The sequence below is a fragment of the Corallococcus sp. CA047B genome, assembly GCF_003612065.1.
GTDB classification, from domain to species: Bacteria; Myxococcota; Myxococcia; order Myxococcales; family Myxococcaceae; genus Corallococcus; species Corallococcus praedator.
In genome coordinates, this window is the sequence record NZ_RAWD01000088.1 from 1 (window position 1) to 16917 (window position 16917).

Here is a 16917-nt window from a genome sequence, read left to right on the forward strand (position 1 = left end):
GGAGGGGAGGCGGCGTGCGGGACATCGTCAGGGGCTACGACTCCACGCATGGGCGTCGGATGCAAGCCTCGTGGGGATTGGACTCCTGGAGGCGGGCGCGGCACGCTCCGCGCGTGTCCCGGGACGGTCAATCATGAGTGTGGATGTGGCGATGACGCCGGGCCCTGTGGCCACGCGTGTGGAATGGGGCGGCTGGGTCTTCCCCCGGTGGAATGACCCCCGGCTGCCCTTCGCGGCGCTGCTCACGCTCTACGGCGTGCTGGGCTTCACCTTCTTCGGCTTCAACCGCAGCCCCGGGCAGATGGCCTTCCTGGTCGTCTCCGGCACGCTGTTGGACGCGGCGCTCGGCTGGGTGCTGAAGCGCCAGAAGGTGGTGCCGCTCTCCGCGTACATCTCCTGCTGTTCGCTGGCGCTGCTGCTCAACTACTCGCACGCGAGCACGCTGTTGTGGCTGCCGGTGTGGCTGGCCATCGGCTCCAAGTACCTGCTGACCTTCCAGGGGCGGCACGTCTTCAACCCGTCGATGTTCGCGGTGGCGGTGTCGCTGCTCGTCACGCGGGAGCTCATCACCGCCGCGCCCGCCTACCAGTGGGCCAACGGCGAGGTGGCGCTGTCGGCCTTCATCGTGATGGCGGCGCTGGTGCTGTTCTTCTTCCGCGTGGGCCGGGGCTGGCTGGTGGTGAGCTTCCTCACCTTCTACGCGCTCCAGACGGCGCTCCGGGCCTTCATCCTGCGCCACCACCTGCCGCCGGAGGTGCTGTTCCTGGGCACGCTGGGCGCGCCCTCGTTCTTCATCTTCGTCTTCTACATGCTCACCGACCCGGCCACGTCGCCGGGGACGCCCAGGGCCCAGGTGCTGCTCGCGCTGGCCATCACGTGCGTGGACCTGGTGCTGCACCTGAAGGAGAGCGTCTACACGTTCTTCTACGCGGCGCTCACCGTGGCCACCACGCGCTTCGTGTTCATGCACGCCCGGGCCGCCTGGCGCGCCGGAGGCCGCGAGTCCCTGCGCCGGCTCCTGTCCCCGGACGTGCTCCGCCGCGTGGGCGTGGTGGGCGGGCTGGGCGCGGTGCTGGCCACGGGGCACGCGGTGATGGCCGCGCCCGGTGCGCGCTCGGCGCCGCTGACGTTCCACCTGGACTCGCAGGACGTCGCGAAGGCGGGCCTGTCCTCCACGATGGGGAACACGCTGGAGGAGTTGGATCCGCGCGTGGCCCACGTGGCCAAGTGGCTGGTTGCCGTAGGCGACGCGGTGGCCACCGGGGACTTCGACGGCGACGGCCGGCTGGACCTGTTCCTCACGCACCCGCTGGGCACGCCGGAGCACCACGCGGGGCTCTACCGCAACCTGGGCGACCTGCGCTTCGAACGCGTCGCGGTGCCGGCGCTGGAGCGCTTCGCCACCCGCTACAAGGAAGAGGGCCTGGCGGGCGGCGGGACGTTCGTGGACTGGGACGGGGACGGAGACCTGGACCTCGCGGTGGCGGTGGCCTTCGGGCCGGTGCGCCTGCTGCGCAACACGCTGAAGGAGACGGGCACGGCGGGCTTCGAGGACGCGACGGAGGCCGCGGGCGTGACGGACCACGCGGTGAGCCTGGGGCTCACGTTCCTGGACTACGACCGGGACGGGCACCTGGACCTGCTGGTGCTCAACGCGATGACGACGCACCTGCCGGACTACCCGACGCCCACGCCGCTCAACCTCTTCCAGCTCCCCGCGCCCGAGTACGCGGGCGACCGGCGGATGCTGCGCTTCATGCACGACGGCTGGCACGACGCGAACAACGGCGGGAAGAACGCGCTCTACCGGGGCCGCGGCGACGGCACGTTCGAGAAGCAGGACGTGGACGCGCTGGGCCTGTCGCAGACGCACTGGTCGCTCGCGGTGAGCACGGTGGACCTGAACCGCGACGGGTGGACGGACCTCTACGTGGCCAACGACTTCGGGCCGGACGACGTCTACCTCAACGAGGGCGGGCGGCACTTCCGCCACCTCGTGGGCCACCGCTTCGGGGAGATTGGCCGCGACACGTACAAGGGCATGAACGCGAGCGTGGCGGACTTCGACCGCAACGGCTGGTTGGACGTGTACGTGTCCAACGTGCACCACGCGCTCCAGGCGGAGGGCAGCCTGCTGTGGATGGTGGGGCCGGGGGAGGACGCCTTCGTGCCGTCGTTCAAGGACGAGGCCACCTTCCGGGGCGCGCTCAACGAGCGGCGCTTCGGCTGGGGCGCGGCGGCGGGGGACCTGGACGCGGACGGGTGGCCGGACCTGGTGCAGGCCAACGGCATGGTGGACGCGCGCCTGGACGCGCCGAAGTGGCGCATCCCGGAGGGGCAGCGCAACGACTACTGGTACGTGAACCACAAGCTGATGCAGTCGGGTCCGGAGGTGCACACGTACGCGGACAAGTGGGGCGACATCCGGGGCCGCGTGCTCTATCCGAACGAGGCGCGGCGCGTGTACCTCAACCTGGGCGGCGCGCGACCGGGGCACTTCGTGGACGTGGCGCGGGAGGTGGGCATCGACGCGCCGGACAACTCGCGCGGCGTGCTGATGGCGGACCTGGACGATGACGGGGACCTGGACGTGCTCGTCACCAACCAGCACGCGCCGGTGTCGCTGTATCGCAACACGCTGCGCACGAGCACCCCGGAGTCGAAGCCGGACGCGCACTTCGTGGGGCTGGAGCTCGTGGGCGACGGTCAGCGCACGCACCGGAGCGCGGTGGGGACGCGCGTGGTCGTCTCCTACGAGGAGAACGGCCAGCGCGTGGAGCAGGTGCGCGAGGTGGGGCTCATGGGCGGCTTCTCCGCATCGGCGGATCCGCGTCTGCACTTCGGCCTGGGCCGTCACGCGGGGCCGGTGAAGGCGACGGTCCACTGGTATGGCGCCGAGCCGCAGGAGGTGACGCTGGAGGCGGACCGCTACCAGGAGGTGCGCCAGCCGCCTGCTCCCACGGCGCGACGGGGAGGACGCTGAAGCGATGCTCTCCGCGATGAAGGGCACCACCGTGCGGCGCGAAGCCCTCTCCGCCGACACCCGGGCGCGGATGCTGGCGTTGATGCAGTGCTGCTACGTGGGCGTGAGCGCGGAGCGCTTCCAGGAGGACCTGGACGCGAAGCAGTACGTGTTCCTGCTGCACGCGCGGCGCACGGGAGAGTTGGTGGGGTTCAGCACGGTGCGCCTCGCGGAGGAGGACGGGGCGGAGGTGCTGTACTCGGGCGACACGGTCATCCACCCGGACTGGTGGGGCCACAAGACGTTGCAGGTGGTGTTCGGCCGGCTGCTGCTCGCGCGCAAGCTGCGCAGGCCGTGGCGGCCGTTGTACTGGCTGCTGCTGTCGGGCGGATACAAGACGTACCTGCTGGCGGTGAACTACTTCCCGCGCACGCACCCCAGGCGGGACTGGACGCCGCCGTCCGGGCGGTCGGAGTTCCTGCATGCGCTGGCGACGCGGTGGTTCGGCGCGCAGTACGACGCGGGCCGCGGAACGCTGCGGTTCGATGGGGCGCACTACCGCGTGAGGGATGGGGTCTCGCCCATCGACCGGGACGCGGCGGGGCATCCGCACATCGCCTACTTCGCGGAGCGCAACCCGGGCCATGGCGACGGCGAGGAGCTGGTGTGCCTGGTGGAGATCCGTGGCTGGGACCTGACGCGGGCGCTGGCGCGCAGCGTGTGGGGACAGCTTCGCCGGTGGGCCCGCCGGGAGCGCGATGCGTCGCGGATCCGCGTGGGGACGTGAGGTGCTGACCTCGCGCCGGATGCTGACCGCGACCCTCGCGGCGCTGACGCCGTCCGCGCTGCGCTTCCGTCACGCGCTTCGGGAGCCTGAAGCGGCACAGGCGGAGTGCCTCGCGCGGGTGCTCCAGGCAGCGGAAGGCACGGCCCAGGCAGGCCGGGTGGTGCACTTCGGACGCGTGCGGACCGCGCGGGAGTTCCAGGACGCGGTGCCGGTGTCCACGCCGGATGCGATGACGGCGGACATCGAACGCATCGCTCGGGGAGAGGCCCGCGTCCTCACGCGTGAACCCGTGTTGCGCTTCGAGTTGTCGGGCGGCTCCTCGGGAGCCTCCAAGCCGGTGCCGGTGACACGCGGCCTGTTGGGAGAGTTCCAGCGCGCGCTCGCGCCCATGCTTCACGAGGTGCTCCTGCGCCGTCCCGCCGTGCGCGCGGGCCCCAGCTACTGGTCCATCTCCCCGCTGGGCCGCAAGCAGCACCGGACCCAGGGCGGCATCCCGGTGGGCTCCGCCGAGGACAGCGCGTGGTTTCCGCGTCCGTTGCAGCCGCTGCTCTCCCGCGTCTTCGCGGTGCCGGGGGCGGTGGGGCAGGCCCCGCATGTGGAGCCGTGCCGCTACGTGACGCTGTGGTTCCTGGTGCGGTGCGCGGACCTGTCCCTGGTGAGCGTGTGGAATCCCAGCTTCCTCACGCTGCTGATGGACGCGCTGGAGCGGCACGGGGAGCGGCTGGCGGAAGACCTGGAGCGCGGCACGCTGCGGCCTCCCGAACACGACGCGGACGGCGTGCGCCTGCCGGACACGGACCGTGCACCGGCCTGGGATGCCCTGGTGCGAGGACTCCAGGGGACGCGAGACCCGGCACGGGCCCAGGTGCTGCGTGCGGCCCTGCGCGACGGCGGCGCATCCGGGCGAACGCTGTGGCCCGGGCTCGCGCTGTTGAGCATGTGGACGGACGCGCAGGCCGCGCACGCGGTGGCCCCCGCGTGTCGGCGCTTCGAAGGTGTGGAGGTGCAGGGCAAGGGCCTGCTCGCCACGGAAGGGGTCATCACCCTCCCGCTCTTCGATGCCCCCGCGCCGGTGCTCGCGGTGCGCAGCCACTTCCACGAGTTCGTGGATCCAACGCGTCCGGACACGCGCCCCCTCCTGGCGCACGAGCTGACGGTGGGCCGCACCTATGCGGTGCTGCTCTCCACGTCCGGCGGACTGCTGCGCTACCGACTGGGCGACCTCGTTCGCGTGGAGGGCTTCGTGCACGCGACCCCCTGCCTGCGCTTCCTGGGCCGAGCGGACGCGGTGACGGACCTGGTGGGCGAGAAGCTCTCCGCCGCGCGGGTGGGCACGGTGCTGGACGCCTGTCTGTCCACACCCCGTCCCGCCTTCGCGATGCTCGCGCCGGAGTGGGGGACGCCGCCCGCCTATCGCCTCTTCCTGGAGACGGACCTGTCCTCCGAACGCCTGGACTCCATCGCGGCGGACGTGGAGCGCGCGCTGTGCGAAGGCCACCACTACCGCTATGCGCGCGAGCTTGGACAGCTCGGGCCGGTGCGCGCGGTGCGCGTGGTGCACGCAACCCGTCGCTACGAGGCGCGGTGCATCGCGCTCGGGCAACGCGCGGGGGACATCAAGCCCGTGGACCTGCACCGTCAACCGGGCTGGTCCGAGTGGTTCTCTGGAACGACGACATGATCCGGAAGGAAGTCATCCGATGAGACACCCCCACGACCGTTCCCAGGTGCCCACGGTGGACCTGGAGGCGGAGGCGGACCTCGCCCGCTGCGGGGCGCTGAAGGACTTCTGGTACGTGGCGTGTCTGTCCACGGAGCTGCCCGCGAACAAGCCGCTGGCGCGCACCGTGTTCGGCACGGGGCTCGTCCTCTTCCGCGGGCCCGACGGCGTGCCCACCGCGCTGCGCGACCGCTGCCTCCACCGCAACGCGCGCCTGTCGAAGGGCGACGTGTTCGACGGACGCCTGGGCTGCCCGTACCACGGCTGGGTGTACGACGCGTCTGGCGCGGTGGTGGAGATTCCGGCGCTGGGGCCTCCGCAGCGGGGAGAGAAGCTGGACGCGGACGCCTGCGCGCACGAGGGCTTGAAGCCCGCGCCGTGCGACCTGGGGCGGCTCGCGCGCTTTCCCACGCGGGAGCAGGACGGGCTCGTCTACGTCTACCTGGGCGCGGACGTGACGCGCGCGCGCGCCGAACCCTTCCGCGTGCCCTACTGGGGCGAGCGCGGCTGGACCGTCTACTTCATGGTGACGCGCTTCGCGAACGGCGTGACGAACCTGGTGGAGAACTTCATGGACGTGCCGCACACGTCCTTCGTGCACCGGGGCTGGTTCCGCAACCCCACGCGCAAGCGCGTCCCCTCCACGGTGAAGCGTCACGCGGGCCGCGTGCGGATGACCTACCTCCAGGAGGAGGACGCGCTCACGGGCCTGGGCCGCCTGTTCAACCCGCGCGGCCTGCCGCTGGTGCACACGGATGAGTTCATCGTGCCCAACGTCACCCGCGTGGACTACCAGTGGGGTGACAGCGGCTTCGCCATCAACTCGCAGTGCACGCCCATCGGGCCCACGGACACGCTCGTGTATACGGCCATCAGCTACCGGCTGCCGGTGGACCTGCCGGGCGCGTGGGTGGGCCGCGCGCTGACACCCTTCGTGCGCTGGTACACGCGGCAGGTCATCCAGCAGGACGTCGTCATCATGGAGACGCAGCGCCAGGGCCTCACGGATGGACCCGGTGGTGGCGTGTACTCCGGCACGGAGGCGGACCTGCACCACGCGGACGTGGAGGCCTACCGCCGGTGGCTGCGAGAGGGCGCCCACGGCCCCGGTCCCGAGGACGCGGAGCGCGACGTGGTGTTCTGGGTGTAGCGCCCGCCTACGAACGCCGGCCGGTGCGCGGATCCACCTGGAACTCGCCGTCCTCGGGGGTGGACGACGGGAGGGTCGCGAGGTTGTACCCGCAGAAGAAGGTCGCCACGAAGAAGGCGATCCGCAGCGCAAGCGGTGGGGGCTGGAGGCTGAAGTGCGTCTGGAGCCACGCCAGGGTCTCCGGCGCGTTGGAGGCATGGCACGCCGCCGCCACGCCCAGGAACACGCCGATGGTCAGGCCGTTGAAGAAGACGTTGGCGGGAGAGGTCACCACCCCGGAGAGGCGGCTCCCCATCCGTCCGAGGACCTGGGGGAACACGAACTTCTTGAAGAGCGAGCCGCTGATCAGCCCCAGGGCCAGCGGCCCCACGATCTCGAACACCGCCCTGACCGCTTCAATCTGCTCAAGCCTGCCCATGGCGTCCGAAGATGCCCGAGCAGGTCCAGCAGATCAACCCGTGCAAGGAGCGGACGGCTCACCCCATGCGCCGCAGGCCCGGCAGGTCCTCCGGGCGCAGCACCCAGCGCGGCGACTCCGGCGGCGACGTGCGCGTCCCCACCTGCACCGCGGGGAAGCCTTCCACCAGCGCGTAGTCCGGGAACACCGCGCGGGCCTTCACCAGACTGCCGGCGCTCACGTGGCAGCCTTTGCCCAGGTGGCTGCCCTCGCAGAGGATGGCGCCGGGCTCCACCACCGTGCCCGCGCCCAACTGGCACGCGTGCAGCACGCAGCCCGGTCCCACCACCACGCCCTCCTCCAACACCAGCATGGTGTCCGGCAGGAGGTGCAGCACCGTGTTCTCAAGAATCTGCACCCGCGCCCCGATGCGGACCGGGCCGTTCAAATCGCCGGTGATCTTCACGCCCGCGCCGATGATGGCGCCCGCGCCGATGACGACGTCGCCGGAGATCTCCGCGGAGGAGAAGAGGGTGGCGGTGGGGTGGACGAAGGGGTGACGGTCGCGGAAGGCGTAGAGCTGGCCCATGGGGGCATCCTCGGCGCGGTCCCGCGCTGAAAAAGAGGTCAAAGGAGGAGCGGTGAGGGAGAGGTCTCCGCCCCGGCGCTGCTGCATGCGGGCCACGTCCTCGGCGGAGAGCACCCGCAGCACCTGGCCGGGCCGGCCGAACACCACCGACCCGTCCGGCACGCTCATGCCCGGAGGCAGCACCGAGCCCTCGCCCACCACGCAGCGGTCTCCCACCGTCACGCCGGGCATCAGGATGGCGCTGTCTCCAATGTCACACAGCGCTCCCACCTTCGCGCCGATGACGAGCGAGCGGGGCCCCAGCACGCTCTTCTCTCCCAGGAAGGCAGGGCGCTCGGGCGTGCCCACCATCACGGCGTCCTCGCGCAGGGTGGAGGAGGCACCCATGGTCACCGAGCCCCCCACCGAGCGCACGACGGCGCCCCGGGAAATCACGGCTCCTGGCCCGACCTGGATCGTGCCCAACAGGCGCGCGGACGAGGCCAGCGTGAAATGGGGTCCCACCACGGTGGGCAGGGGGGAAGCGGTCGCTGTCGAAGGACTCATCAGGAGGCTACAAGCTACACCTCGCCCCTCTCATCGGGTGTCACCCCCAGGCGCGACACCGCCGTCCTGAAGACGACGCTCGCCCCCTGGACGGACAGGGGTGGGTGCGGCACCTCCAGACGTCAGGGGACGGGAGGCGTGAGCGTCTCGGTGGGCGCCACTCCTTCACCGCGTTCCTGTAGGAAGGCCTCACGCATGAGACCCGCACCCCTGGAAGAGACGTCCCCGTCGGAGGCGCGTGACGTCGTCGCCGGCCCCGAGTCCCCGCCGACGAAGGGCCTGTGGACGCTGGTGAAGGAGGCGCTGCACGGCACGGAGATGGACCTGACGCGCCTGCCCCTCCGGCGCGCCATCTTCCTGCTGGCCGTGCCCATGGTGCTGGAGATGTTGATGGAGTCGGTGTTCGCCGTGGTGGACGTCGCCTTCGTCGGCAGGCTCGGCGCGGAGGCGGTCGCCACGGTGGGCCTCACCGAGTCCATCCTCACCATCATCTACGCGGCCGGCATGGGCTTGAGCATCGGCGCCACGGCGATGGTGGCGCGGCGCATTGGCGAGAAGGACTCGGAGCGGGCGGCGCGGACGGCGGTGCAGGCGATTGGCCTGGGCGTGATGCTCTCCACGGTGCTGGCCATCGCGGGCATCGTCTTCGCGCGGCCGCTGCTGACGGCGCTGGGAGGTTCGCCCTGGGTGCTGGAGCACGGCGTGGGCTACACGCGCGTGATGATGGGCGGCGTGGTGAGCATCCTCCTGCTCTTCCTCATCAACGCCATCTTCCGGGGCGCGGGCGACGCGGCCATCGCGATGCGCACGCTGGCGCTGGCCAACGGCCTCAACATCCTGCTCGCCCCGTGTCTCATCTTCGGCCTGGGCCCGTTTCCGGAGATGGGCGTGGTGGGCGCGGCGTGGGCCACCACGATTGCCCGCAGCGCGGGCGTGCTCTACCAGCTCTTCCGGCTGGCGCAGGCGAACGGGCGACTCCAGGTGCGGCGGGAGCACGTGTCGCTGGAGCCCGGGACGATGCTGGCGATGGTGCGCCTGTCGGGCGCGGGCATGGTGCAGGCGCTGGTGACCACGTCCAGCTGGGTGGTGCTGGTGCGCATCGTGTCGTCGTTCGGCAGCACGGCGCTCGCGGGCTACACCATCGCGATCCGCATCGTCCTGTTCGCGCTGCTGCCCGCGTGGGGCCTGGGCAACGCGGCGTCCACGCTCCTGGGCCAGAGCATGGGCGCGGGCGACGTGGCGCGGGGTGAGCGGGCGGTGTGGATGGCGGGCCGCTACAACCTCATCGTGCTGAGCACCATCGGCGTGGTGTTCTTCGTCTTCGCGACACCGCTCATGGGGGTGTTCACGACGGACGCGGCGGTGGTGGAAACGGGCGCCACGGCCTTGCGCATCTTCTCCTTGAGCTTCGTCTCCTGCGCGTACGGCATGGTGCTCACCTCCGCGTTCAACGGCGCGGGGGACACGACGACGCCCACGCTCATCGACCTGTGCTGCCTCTGGGCGCTGGAGCTGCCGCTGGCCTGGGTGCTGGCGCATCCGTTCGGCCTGGGCGCGGTGGGCGCGTACATCGCGGTGCCGGTGGCCTTCGCGGCGATGTCCGTGTCCGGCATCGTGCTGTTCCGCCGGGGGCGCTGGAAGACGCGCGTCGTCTAGCTCTGGAGCCCCCTCAAGGCAGACAGATTTCGAAGCCGGTGCGTCCCCGGGCGAAGGTCGTCGGGGGACGCGAGGCGGGCGTGACGGCGTAGAGGTGGAAGTCCAGCCGGCGCTGGAGGAAGCCCTTCAGCGCGGGCGCCAGCGCGTCCTCGGAGTCCTGCTGCAGGGTGAAGAAGTGGAAGCCCTGGCCGTGGAACGCGGCGTACACGGCGTCGAGCAGCGCGCGGAAGACCGCCGGGTCTTCACCGGGGACGCAGGTGTTGCAAAGGTAGAAGTAGCGGAAGTCCCCACCGGGAGGCGGCAGGCGGGGCGCGCCCGTCACGGTGGCGAGCGCGTTGAAGCCCCGGCGCACCCACTTCATGCCGCCCCGGTACGCCATCACGCGGTAGCGCTTCACCGCGTCGGGGTTCCACGCGGAGGTGCAGCCGACGAGGCGCCCGTCCGCGTCGAACGCCAGGAACGCGTCCTCCACGCGCAGGCCCGGCCAGTGGGCGAAGCGATGCTCCAGCTCGCCCGTGTCGTAGCGGTAGCCGAAGGGGCGCGCGCGGTGGTCGGCGTCCAGGAGCGCGGCCATGGCGGGCACGTCCGCGGCGGTGGCGCGGCGCACGGTGAAGCGGCTGGGGCGCGGGCGGCGGTTGAGGACGAACTGGATGGAGATGGCGGAGAAGGCGCGCAGCAGGTGGTAGTGCGGCTGGGCCTCGCGCGTGGCGTTGCGGCGCACGAGGGCGTGGAGCGCGGCGGCGTTGGAGGCCATGACGGCGGTGAGGAAGACGTCCACGCCCTGGCGCCGGGTGGCCTCCTCCAGCACGGGCCCATAGAAGCGGGCGAGTCCCCGGGCCCGGCGCGCGGAGAAGCGGGTGCGCAAATCGCCCAGGTAGCCCACGCGGCACGGCCTGCCGTCCAGCCACCCGTCGCGCACGTGGATGGCGCCCATGGCATCCAGGCGGGACGCGTCACCGTGGGCCCAGACTTCGGCCTCGCCGCGCTGCATGGCGAAGAGGGCGAAGTAGTCCGGCGCGCGCTGGGTGCTGAGCACCAGGTCGCCCGTCATGGGCACGTCGCCGAACAAATCCAACAGCGCGGCGTTGTCGTCCGGGGTGGCGCGTCGCAGGGGGCTCATGGGGTGTGCGCGGCAGCGTATGCGACACGACGCCGGACTTCCGCCCCCGCGTGCCCTGCGCCAGACTGCGGGGCACACGCTCGAGGGCTCAGGAGGAGTGCCATGGGGTTGTTGGGCTGGATCATCTTCGGCTTCTTCGCGGGCCTCATCGCCCGGGCCGTGCTGCCGGGAAACCAGCGCCTGGGCTGCATCGGCACCACGCTCTTGGGCGTGGCGGGTGCGTTCGTGGGCGGCTTCCTGACCTCCGTGTGGCGCGGCACCGACTGGCGCGACCCGGAGCCCACCGGCTTCCTGGGCGCCATCCTGGGCGCCGTCGTCCTGCTGCTGGTGTCCCAGGCCGCCTTCGGACGCAAGCCGTAGGGGGTGCCTTCCAGGGCGCCGCGCATGGCCTGTTTCCGGGAATCCCCGCCCGTCCCGCCGGTTGTAGGCCGGGCGGCCGGTTGTCCTACCTGCCAGGACACCCATCCGGGGAAAGCACGGTTCCCAAGAGGATGGCGGGCATTTTCTGTAGTAGACCGCGCCCCGGGCATGCAGCGGGCGGTCGGCTGCCGCTGAGCCAAAGGAAAGGCGACGACATCATGAAGAAGACGATGCTGATTGCGACCCTGCTGAGCCTGACGGCCTGCCAGGGTCAGGGCGGCGCGCAGGGCGACAAGCCCGGCGCCACGGGCTCCACCACGGCGGCCACCGCCGGCGCTCCCCAGACCGAGGAGCAGAAGACGTTCTACGCGCTGGGCCTGTCCATCGGCCGCAGCATCAGCGTGTTCGACATGACCCCGCAGGAGCTGGAGTTCGTGAAGGCCGGCCTGGGCGCGCAGGTGTCCGGTCAGAAGACGGACGTGGACCTGGAGACCTACGGTCCCAAGCTCCAGGAGCTCGCCCGCGAGCGTTCGGTCCGCAAGGCCACGCAGGAGAAGGAGAAGTCGGTCAAGTTCCTGGAGGAGAAGGCCAAGGAGCCCGGCGCGCAGAAGACCGAGTCCGGTCTCATCTACAAGGAGACCCAGGCGGGCACCGGCGCCCAGCCCGTCGCCTCCGACATCGTGAAGGTGCACTACAAGGGCACCCTCTCCGACGGCAAGGAGTTCGACAGCTCCTTCAAGCGCGGTGAGCCCACCCAGTTCCCGCTCCAGGGCGTCATCAAGTGCTGGACCGAGGGCCTCCAGAAGATGAAGGTCGGCGGCAAGGCGCAGCTCACCTGCCCCTCCGACATCGCGTACGGCGACCGCGGCGCGCCCCCGAACATCCCCGGCGGTGCCGCCCTGGTGTTCGACGTGGAGCTCATCGAGATCGTGAAGCCCCCCGAGGCGCCTCCCGGTGGCATGCCCGGCATGCCCGGTATGCCCGGCGGCATGGGTGGCCCGCCCCCGGCCGGCAAGCCCGGCGCGAAGCCGACGCCTCCTCCCGCGCCGACGAAGTAATCACCGCCGCACCCATCGCTCCCGCGCGAGCGGAGCGGTGAGACGAGGGCCGGACGTGGGGGACACTCCCTCGCGCCGGCCCTCTTCGCGTTCCCGGACGACACCGCGCGGCCCAACGCACTGGCGCCTCCGTCCCCGTCGCGTTACGCCCGGGCCCGAGCACGCAACGGGTCCCAGGCGAAGAGCGCCGGGCCTTGAAAGGACGCGACAACGATGAAGCCGGACATGAAGAGGCTCACGTGGGTGTTGGCGGCGGCGCTGATGCTGGGCGCCTGCGCGACGGGCAAGCCGGCGGAGGTGGACCGCACGCCCTCCGCCACGGGCGCCGTCTCCGAGGAGGAGTTCAAGGCCATGCACACCCTGCGCACGGACGCCGCGCCCGCGCGCAAGGGCGTGGAGGTGGAGCTGCCCGGCGGCGCGAAGGGCTACCTGAGCCTGCCGCAGAACGCGAAGGGCCCGCTGCCCGGCATCATCGTCATCCACGAGTGGTGGGGCCTCAACGAGCACGTGCAGCACTGGACGGACCGCCTGGCCGCGGAGGGCTACGCGGCGCTCGCGGTGGACCTGTACGGCGGCAAGGTGGCGGCCAACCCCGACGAGGCGCTCGCGCTGGTGAAGGCGGTGGACGCTGAACAGGCGACGAAGACGCTGCTGGCCGCGCACGCGTTCCTCAAGAGCGACCCGCGCATCCAGGCCCCGCGCACGGGCAGCATCGGCTGGTGCTTCGGCGGTGGCTGGTCGCTGCGCACCGCCATGGCCGTGCCGGAGCTGAGCGCGGCGGTCCTCTACTACGGCCACCCGGTGACGGATCCGCAGCAGCTCTCCAGCATCAAGGCCCAGGTGCTGGGCATCTTCGGGACGAAGGACAAGTCCATCCCGCAGGAGACGGTGCGCGCCTTCGAGAAGGCGCTGGACGAAGCGGGCGTGAGAAGCCGCATCCTGGAGTACGACGCGGACCACGCCTTCGCCAACCCGTCCGGTGGGAAGTACGACGAACGCTCCGCCGCGGCGGCCTGGGCGGAGACGTCCGCGTTCCTCGCGCGCACACTCAAGCGCTGAGGGCGCGCGCAGACCCGGCCCGCGTCAGTACGGACGCTGGCCGACGTAGTTGCCCGGCGGCGCGTAGTTGCACACCCAGAAGTCCCACGTGGGGAAGCTCCCGCCGAAGGGCGAGTTGGTCGTGCAGCGCTTGTAGGCGCAACCCAGCCGGGTGGTGTTGCGCCACACCACCTGCGTGTAGTGGCCGCACACCTTCCCCGACGCGCAGGCGTTCTTCGCGTAGTCGTAGTCGCTCTTCTCGTCGTCCCAGCCCTTCACGACCGCCTTCGTCGTGAGGTTGTCCGGCGAGGAGGCGGCGAGGTTCTCCCCGGCGTTGCCCCGGCCCTGGTTGTGTTCGAACTTGCAGTTGTCCGCCCACTTCCGCGCGGTCTCCTCCACGGTGGCGTCCCAGACGAGCGGCGCCAGCGCGGGGGCCGGCGTCGGCTGCGCGGCGGCCCGGGCCGCGTTGTGGGCCTCCAGCATGTCCGTGGCGAACGCCGTGGGCCCCACGGGCCCACCGTCGGACGTCGTGCCCGCGTCGCCGGAGGTGCCGGCGTCACCGCCGAGGCCCCCGTCCGAGGTGGGATCCGTCGTGTCCCCGTCAGGAATGCAGGCGAGCAGGAGCAACGGTGTGAGCAGACCGACGGCGGAGAGGGAACGCAGGGAAGGGAGGCGGCGCATGGGCTGGATTATCCGCGTGCGGGTGGGTGTACGGGCAAGCGGACAGGGGAGGGTCGCCAGGGTGGGGTGGGATGGCACGCTGTGCTAGGGTGCGATGTTCGGTCAGGAGACGCGACATGAGCCAGAATGATTCCCGCGCGCGCAAGGTCCAGACAGCCCTGGAGGGGAACGATGAGTTCAGCACCTTTTCCATCGACCCCGACCTCAAGAAGCTGAAGATGAAGCTGGACCTCCAGGCGGAGGCGCAGCAGCAGCAGTCCGGCCGCCCGGAGACCGCGCCCAAGTCGGGCATGTTCATGCGGCTGTTCCACAAGGTGTTCCGGGGCTGAGCGTCCCATCCGGGTGTCCTCCGGCGGAGGCCTGCCCCGACGGAGGGTGATGATGGTGAAGGAGTCCTACCGCGCGCAGTGGGATCGCTCGCGGGCGTATCTGGAGACGGGCGACCTGGGGCTGGCCCTGCAGGAGCTGCGCGACGGGCTGACGCTGGCCCCGGACGACGTGGTCCTCTGGGAAGAGGTCTTCAACCTGTCGCTGCTCGGGGGCCTGACGCAGAACGCCCTGGCCGCCGCGGTGCGGCTGCGCGAACTGGCGCCGGAGAACACCGACTTCATCGGCCTGCACGCCATGGCCGCGCTGCTCGCCGGCAAGCTGACGGAGGCCGTGCCCCTCTTCGAGGAGGTGCTCCGCCGGGACCCCGGTTCGGTGGAAACGCGCCGGCAGCTCGCGCGGGCGCTGGACGTCGCGGGCCAGCGTGGCCGGGTGCGCACGCTGCTGGAGGAGGCCGTGGCGCTCGCGCCCACGGAGACGGGCGCCCCCAACGACCTGGCCGTGCACTACCTGGAGCATGTCCCCCAGGAAGGCCCCGCGCTCGCCGTGCGCGTGCTCGGCCCGGTGCTGGAAGCGCACCCGGCGGATCCGCCCACGCACTTCAACCTGGCGCTGGCCCTGCGCCTCAGTGACCCCGCGCGGGCCCGGTATCACGTCCAGAAGGTCCTCAAGGGCGACGACAAGGACCTGCGCGCGCAGGCGCAGCAGCTCCTGACGATGATCCCGGCCTGAGCCTTCCGGGGCCGGGTGTCAGGGCCCCCCGGTGGCCCCCGTCACGGGGGCCATGGATTTCCAGAGACAGACCCTGAAGACGCGCTGTGCCGTGACCTCCCTGTGCTGGAGCGGCGAAGCGCTCGTGGACCCGGTGGGTGGCGGCGTGCGCTACCACCTGGACGGCACCTGCTTCGACCCGCACGTGAACTTCGCCTACCGCTTCGACCGCGCGGTGGTGTCCCCGGACGGGCGCTACAGCGTGCTGTACGAATCGCTGGGCACGACGGGGCTGCTGCTGGAGGGCACCCGGGTGATGCGCCAGCTCCAGCGCGACTTCTACCAGGCGAACGTCTTCGACTACCCCGTCGCCCTGCACACGTTCCCCAGTGGCCGCACGCTCCTGGCCCACTGTCCGGACTCCTACTGCGTGCTGGAGCTGGAGGACGTGGCGACGGGCGAGCGCCTCACGAAGCGCACGAATGACGCGGTGGACTTCTTCCACTCGCGGCTCCAGTTCAGCCCGGACGGGCGCTACCTGTCGAGCGCGGGGTGGATCTGGCACCCGGTGGACGCGGTGTCGGTGTTCGATGTGTCCCGGGCGCTGGAGGACCCCACGTCGCTGGAGAAGGGCAACCTCCTGGCCGACACGGAGGAAGGGGGGCTGTTCTTCATGTCCGCGGCCTTCGGTGCGCGAGACACGCTCGTCTTCGTCCGCGTGGACGAATCCACCAGGGACGGCGACACCTTCCACCTGGGCACGTACTCGCTCGCGGAGCGCAAGGTGCTGTCGGAGGTGCCCCTGGAGGAGCCCGCCGGCCCGCTGATGGTCGTGGACGCGGCGCACGTGGTGGACTTCTTCAAGCATCCGAAGCGGGTGGAGCGCGCCACCGGCCGCGTCGTGCAGCGCTGGGAGGACCTGGACACGGGCCTGGCGCTGGGCAGCATCCGCCACCACGTGCCTGCCCCTCCGCCGTTCGCGATGGACCCCGTGAACCGCCGCTTCGCGGTGGGCACGAAGGACGGCATCGAGGTCATCACGCTCGCGGCCCGGTAGGGCGTCAGTAGGGCTTCTGGCCCACCCAGTTGCCCGGCGGCGCGTAGTTGCACACCCAGAGCTGCCACGTGCCCACATCCTTGCCGAAGGGCGAGTTCTTCGTGCACAGCCGCGTCGCGCAGCCCACCGCCTTCGTGTTGCGCCACACCACCTGCGTGTAGTGGCCGCACATCTTCCCCGGCTTGCAGGTGCCGCGCGCGAAGTCGTAGTCGGCGGACTCGTCCGCCCAGCTCTTCACCACCTGCGCGGTGGTCCAGGTGTCAGGCGTCGCGGCGGCCAGGTTCTCCCCGAACGTGCCCCGGTCCGGGTTGTGCTCGAAGCGGCACTCCTTCACGTAGGACTCCGCCTTGCGCATGGCCTCGTCGGACCACGTGAGCGCCGGCAGCGCGGGCTTCGGCGTGGGACGCGAGGCCTGGGCCCGCGCCTGGTTGTGCGCGGCCACCATGTCGCGCTTCAGGTCGGCGGCGGAAGGCACGGGCTTGCGCGTGCCATCCGACGGCGTCGGTGTCGGCGTGGCCGCGGGCAGCTTGCGCGCGGCGGCGGTGGCCGCGCCCTTCTTCGCGGAGGCAGGCGCGGGACGCGTGGGGTTCGCGGTGGAGACACAGCCGAGCAACGGGGCCAGCAACACCACGGCGAGCCCGCGACGAAGCACAGGAAGAGGCATGGGCGGAATCATCCCGCGCCGCGCCCCTCCGTGCAGGGAGAAGTGAACGGAGCAGGCAGCCCCCGGGGTGCCCGAGCGGGTGCCTGCTCGTCTC

The 16917-nt window shown here is 71.3% G+C and carries 16 protein-coding genes; 11 read left to right on the forward strand and 5 right to left on the reverse strand.

Translation table 11 applies throughout. The features are described 5' to 3' along the window. The first annotated feature begins 133 nt into the window (after positions 1-133). Genes D7X74_RS16085 through D7X74_RS16100 form a run of 4 tightly spaced genes read left to right on the forward strand, consistent with a single transcriptional unit; the run spans position 134 to position 6619 of the window. Positions 134-2983 (forward strand): FG-GAP-like repeat-containing protein, encoded by a 2850-nt coding sequence (locus D7X74_RS16085; RefSeq protein WP_233602116.1) that lies wholly within the window; start codon positions 134-136, stop codon positions 2981-2983. Between the two features lie 4 nt (positions 2984-2987). Beyond that, on the forward strand, positions 2988-3749 hold the full coding sequence (locus D7X74_RS16090) for a hypothetical protein (RefSeq protein ID WP_120533852.1): 762 nt from the start codon (positions 2988-2990) through the stop codon (positions 3747-3749). 19 nt (positions 3750-3768) lie between these two features. After that, entirely contained in the window at positions 3769-5430 is a 1662-nt protein-coding gene (locus tag D7X74_RS16095; RefSeq protein WP_120533870.1) for a GH3 auxin-responsive promoter family protein, read from the forward strand. Positions 5431-5449: 19 nt separating this feature from the next. Continuing rightward, positions 5450-6619, forward strand: a complete 1170-nt coding sequence (locus D7X74_RS16100) for an aromatic ring-hydroxylating dioxygenase subunit alpha (protein ID WP_120533853.1) — start codon at positions 5450-5452, stop codon at positions 6617-6619. Between the two features lie 7 nt (positions 6620-6626). On the opposite strand, the gene D7X74_RS16105 is transcribed toward D7X74_RS16100, so the two are convergent. Together D7X74_RS16105 and D7X74_RS16110 are read right to left on the reverse strand one after the other, a co-directional pair. Further along, positions 6627-7037 (reverse strand): hypothetical protein, encoded by a 411-nt coding sequence (locus D7X74_RS16105; protein ID WP_147446578.1) that lies wholly within the window; start codon positions 7035-7037, stop codon positions 6627-6629. Between the two features lie 58 nt (positions 7038-7095). Further along, positions 7096-8040 carry a gamma carbonic anhydrase family protein gene (locus D7X74_RS16110; RefSeq protein ID WP_233595848.1) on the reverse strand — a complete coding sequence of 315 codons (945 nt, stop codon included), beginning with the start codon at positions 8038-8040 and terminating at the stop codon, positions 7096-7098. Between the two features lie 306 nt (positions 8041-8346). Here D7X74_RS16110 and D7X74_RS16115 point away from each other — a divergent pair, with 306 nt between their 5' ends. After that, positions 8347-9807 (forward strand): MATE family efflux transporter, encoded by a 1461-nt coding sequence (locus tag D7X74_RS16115; RefSeq protein WP_120533856.1) that lies wholly within the window; start codon positions 8347-8349, stop codon positions 9805-9807. A 13-nt stretch (positions 9808-9820) separates the two neighbouring features. On the opposite strand, the gene D7X74_RS16120 is transcribed toward D7X74_RS16115, so the two are convergent. Continuing rightward, on the reverse strand, positions 9821-10927 hold the full coding sequence (locus D7X74_RS16120; RefSeq protein WP_120533857.1) for a GNAT family N-acetyltransferase: 1107 nt from the start codon (positions 10925-10927) through the stop codon (positions 9821-9823). 102 nt (positions 10928-11029) lie between these two features. On the opposite strand from D7X74_RS16120, the gene D7X74_RS16125 reads away from it, so the two are divergent. From D7X74_RS16125 to D7X74_RS16135, 3 genes are all read left to right on the forward strand, one after another. Next, complete coding sequence (locus D7X74_RS16125; protein ID WP_120533858.1) at positions 11030-11287, forward strand: GlsB/YeaQ/YmgE family stress response membrane protein; 258 nt, start codon at positions 11030-11032, stop codon at positions 11285-11287. Positions 11288-11505: 218 nt separating this feature from the next. Further along, a complete protein-coding gene (locus tag D7X74_RS16130) occupies positions 11506-12345 on the forward strand; it encodes an FKBP-type peptidyl-prolyl cis-trans isomerase (RefSeq protein WP_120533859.1) in 840 nt (279 codons plus the stop codon). Between the two features lie 225 nt (positions 12346-12570). Further along, on the forward strand, positions 12571-13404 hold the full coding sequence (locus D7X74_RS16135) for a dienelactone hydrolase family protein (protein ID WP_120533871.1): 834 nt from the start codon (positions 12571-12573) through the stop codon (positions 13402-13404). Between the two features lie 24 nt (positions 13405-13428). On the opposite strand, the gene D7X74_RS16140 is transcribed toward D7X74_RS16135, so the two are convergent. Beyond that, entirely contained in the window at positions 13429-14064 is a 636-nt protein-coding gene (locus tag D7X74_RS16140; RefSeq protein WP_120533860.1) for a CAP domain-containing protein, read from the reverse strand. Positions 14065-14180: 116 nt separating this feature from the next. Here D7X74_RS16140 and D7X74_RS16145 point away from each other — a divergent pair, with 116 nt between their 5' ends. The 3 genes from D7X74_RS16145 (at position 14181) to D7X74_RS16155 (ending at position 16159) form a co-directional block, all read left to right on the forward strand. Next, complete coding sequence (locus D7X74_RS16145; RefSeq protein ID WP_120533861.1) at positions 14181-14393, forward strand: hypothetical protein; 213 nt, start codon at positions 14181-14183, stop codon at positions 14391-14393. A 52-nt stretch (positions 14394-14445) separates the two neighbouring features. Continuing rightward, positions 14446-15123, forward strand: a complete 678-nt coding sequence (locus D7X74_RS16150; RefSeq protein ID WP_158620401.1) for a lipopolysaccharide assembly protein LapB — start codon at positions 14446-14448, stop codon at positions 15121-15123. 91 nt (positions 15124-15214) lie between these two features. Continuing rightward, positions 15215-16159 carry a hypothetical protein gene (locus D7X74_RS16155; RefSeq protein ID WP_233602117.1) on the forward strand — a complete coding sequence of 315 codons (945 nt, stop codon included), beginning with the start codon at positions 15215-15217 and terminating at the stop codon, positions 16157-16159. Between the two features lie 4 nt (positions 16160-16163). Here D7X74_RS16155 and D7X74_RS16160 read toward each other — a convergent pair whose 3' ends face one another. Then, the gene (locus tag D7X74_RS16160) at positions 16164-16823 is read right to left on the reverse strand and encodes a CAP domain-containing protein (protein ID WP_233595654.1); all 660 of its coding nucleotides are present in this window, start codon (positions 16821-16823) and stop codon (positions 16164-16166) included. Between the last annotated feature and the right edge of the window lie 94 nt (positions 16824-16917).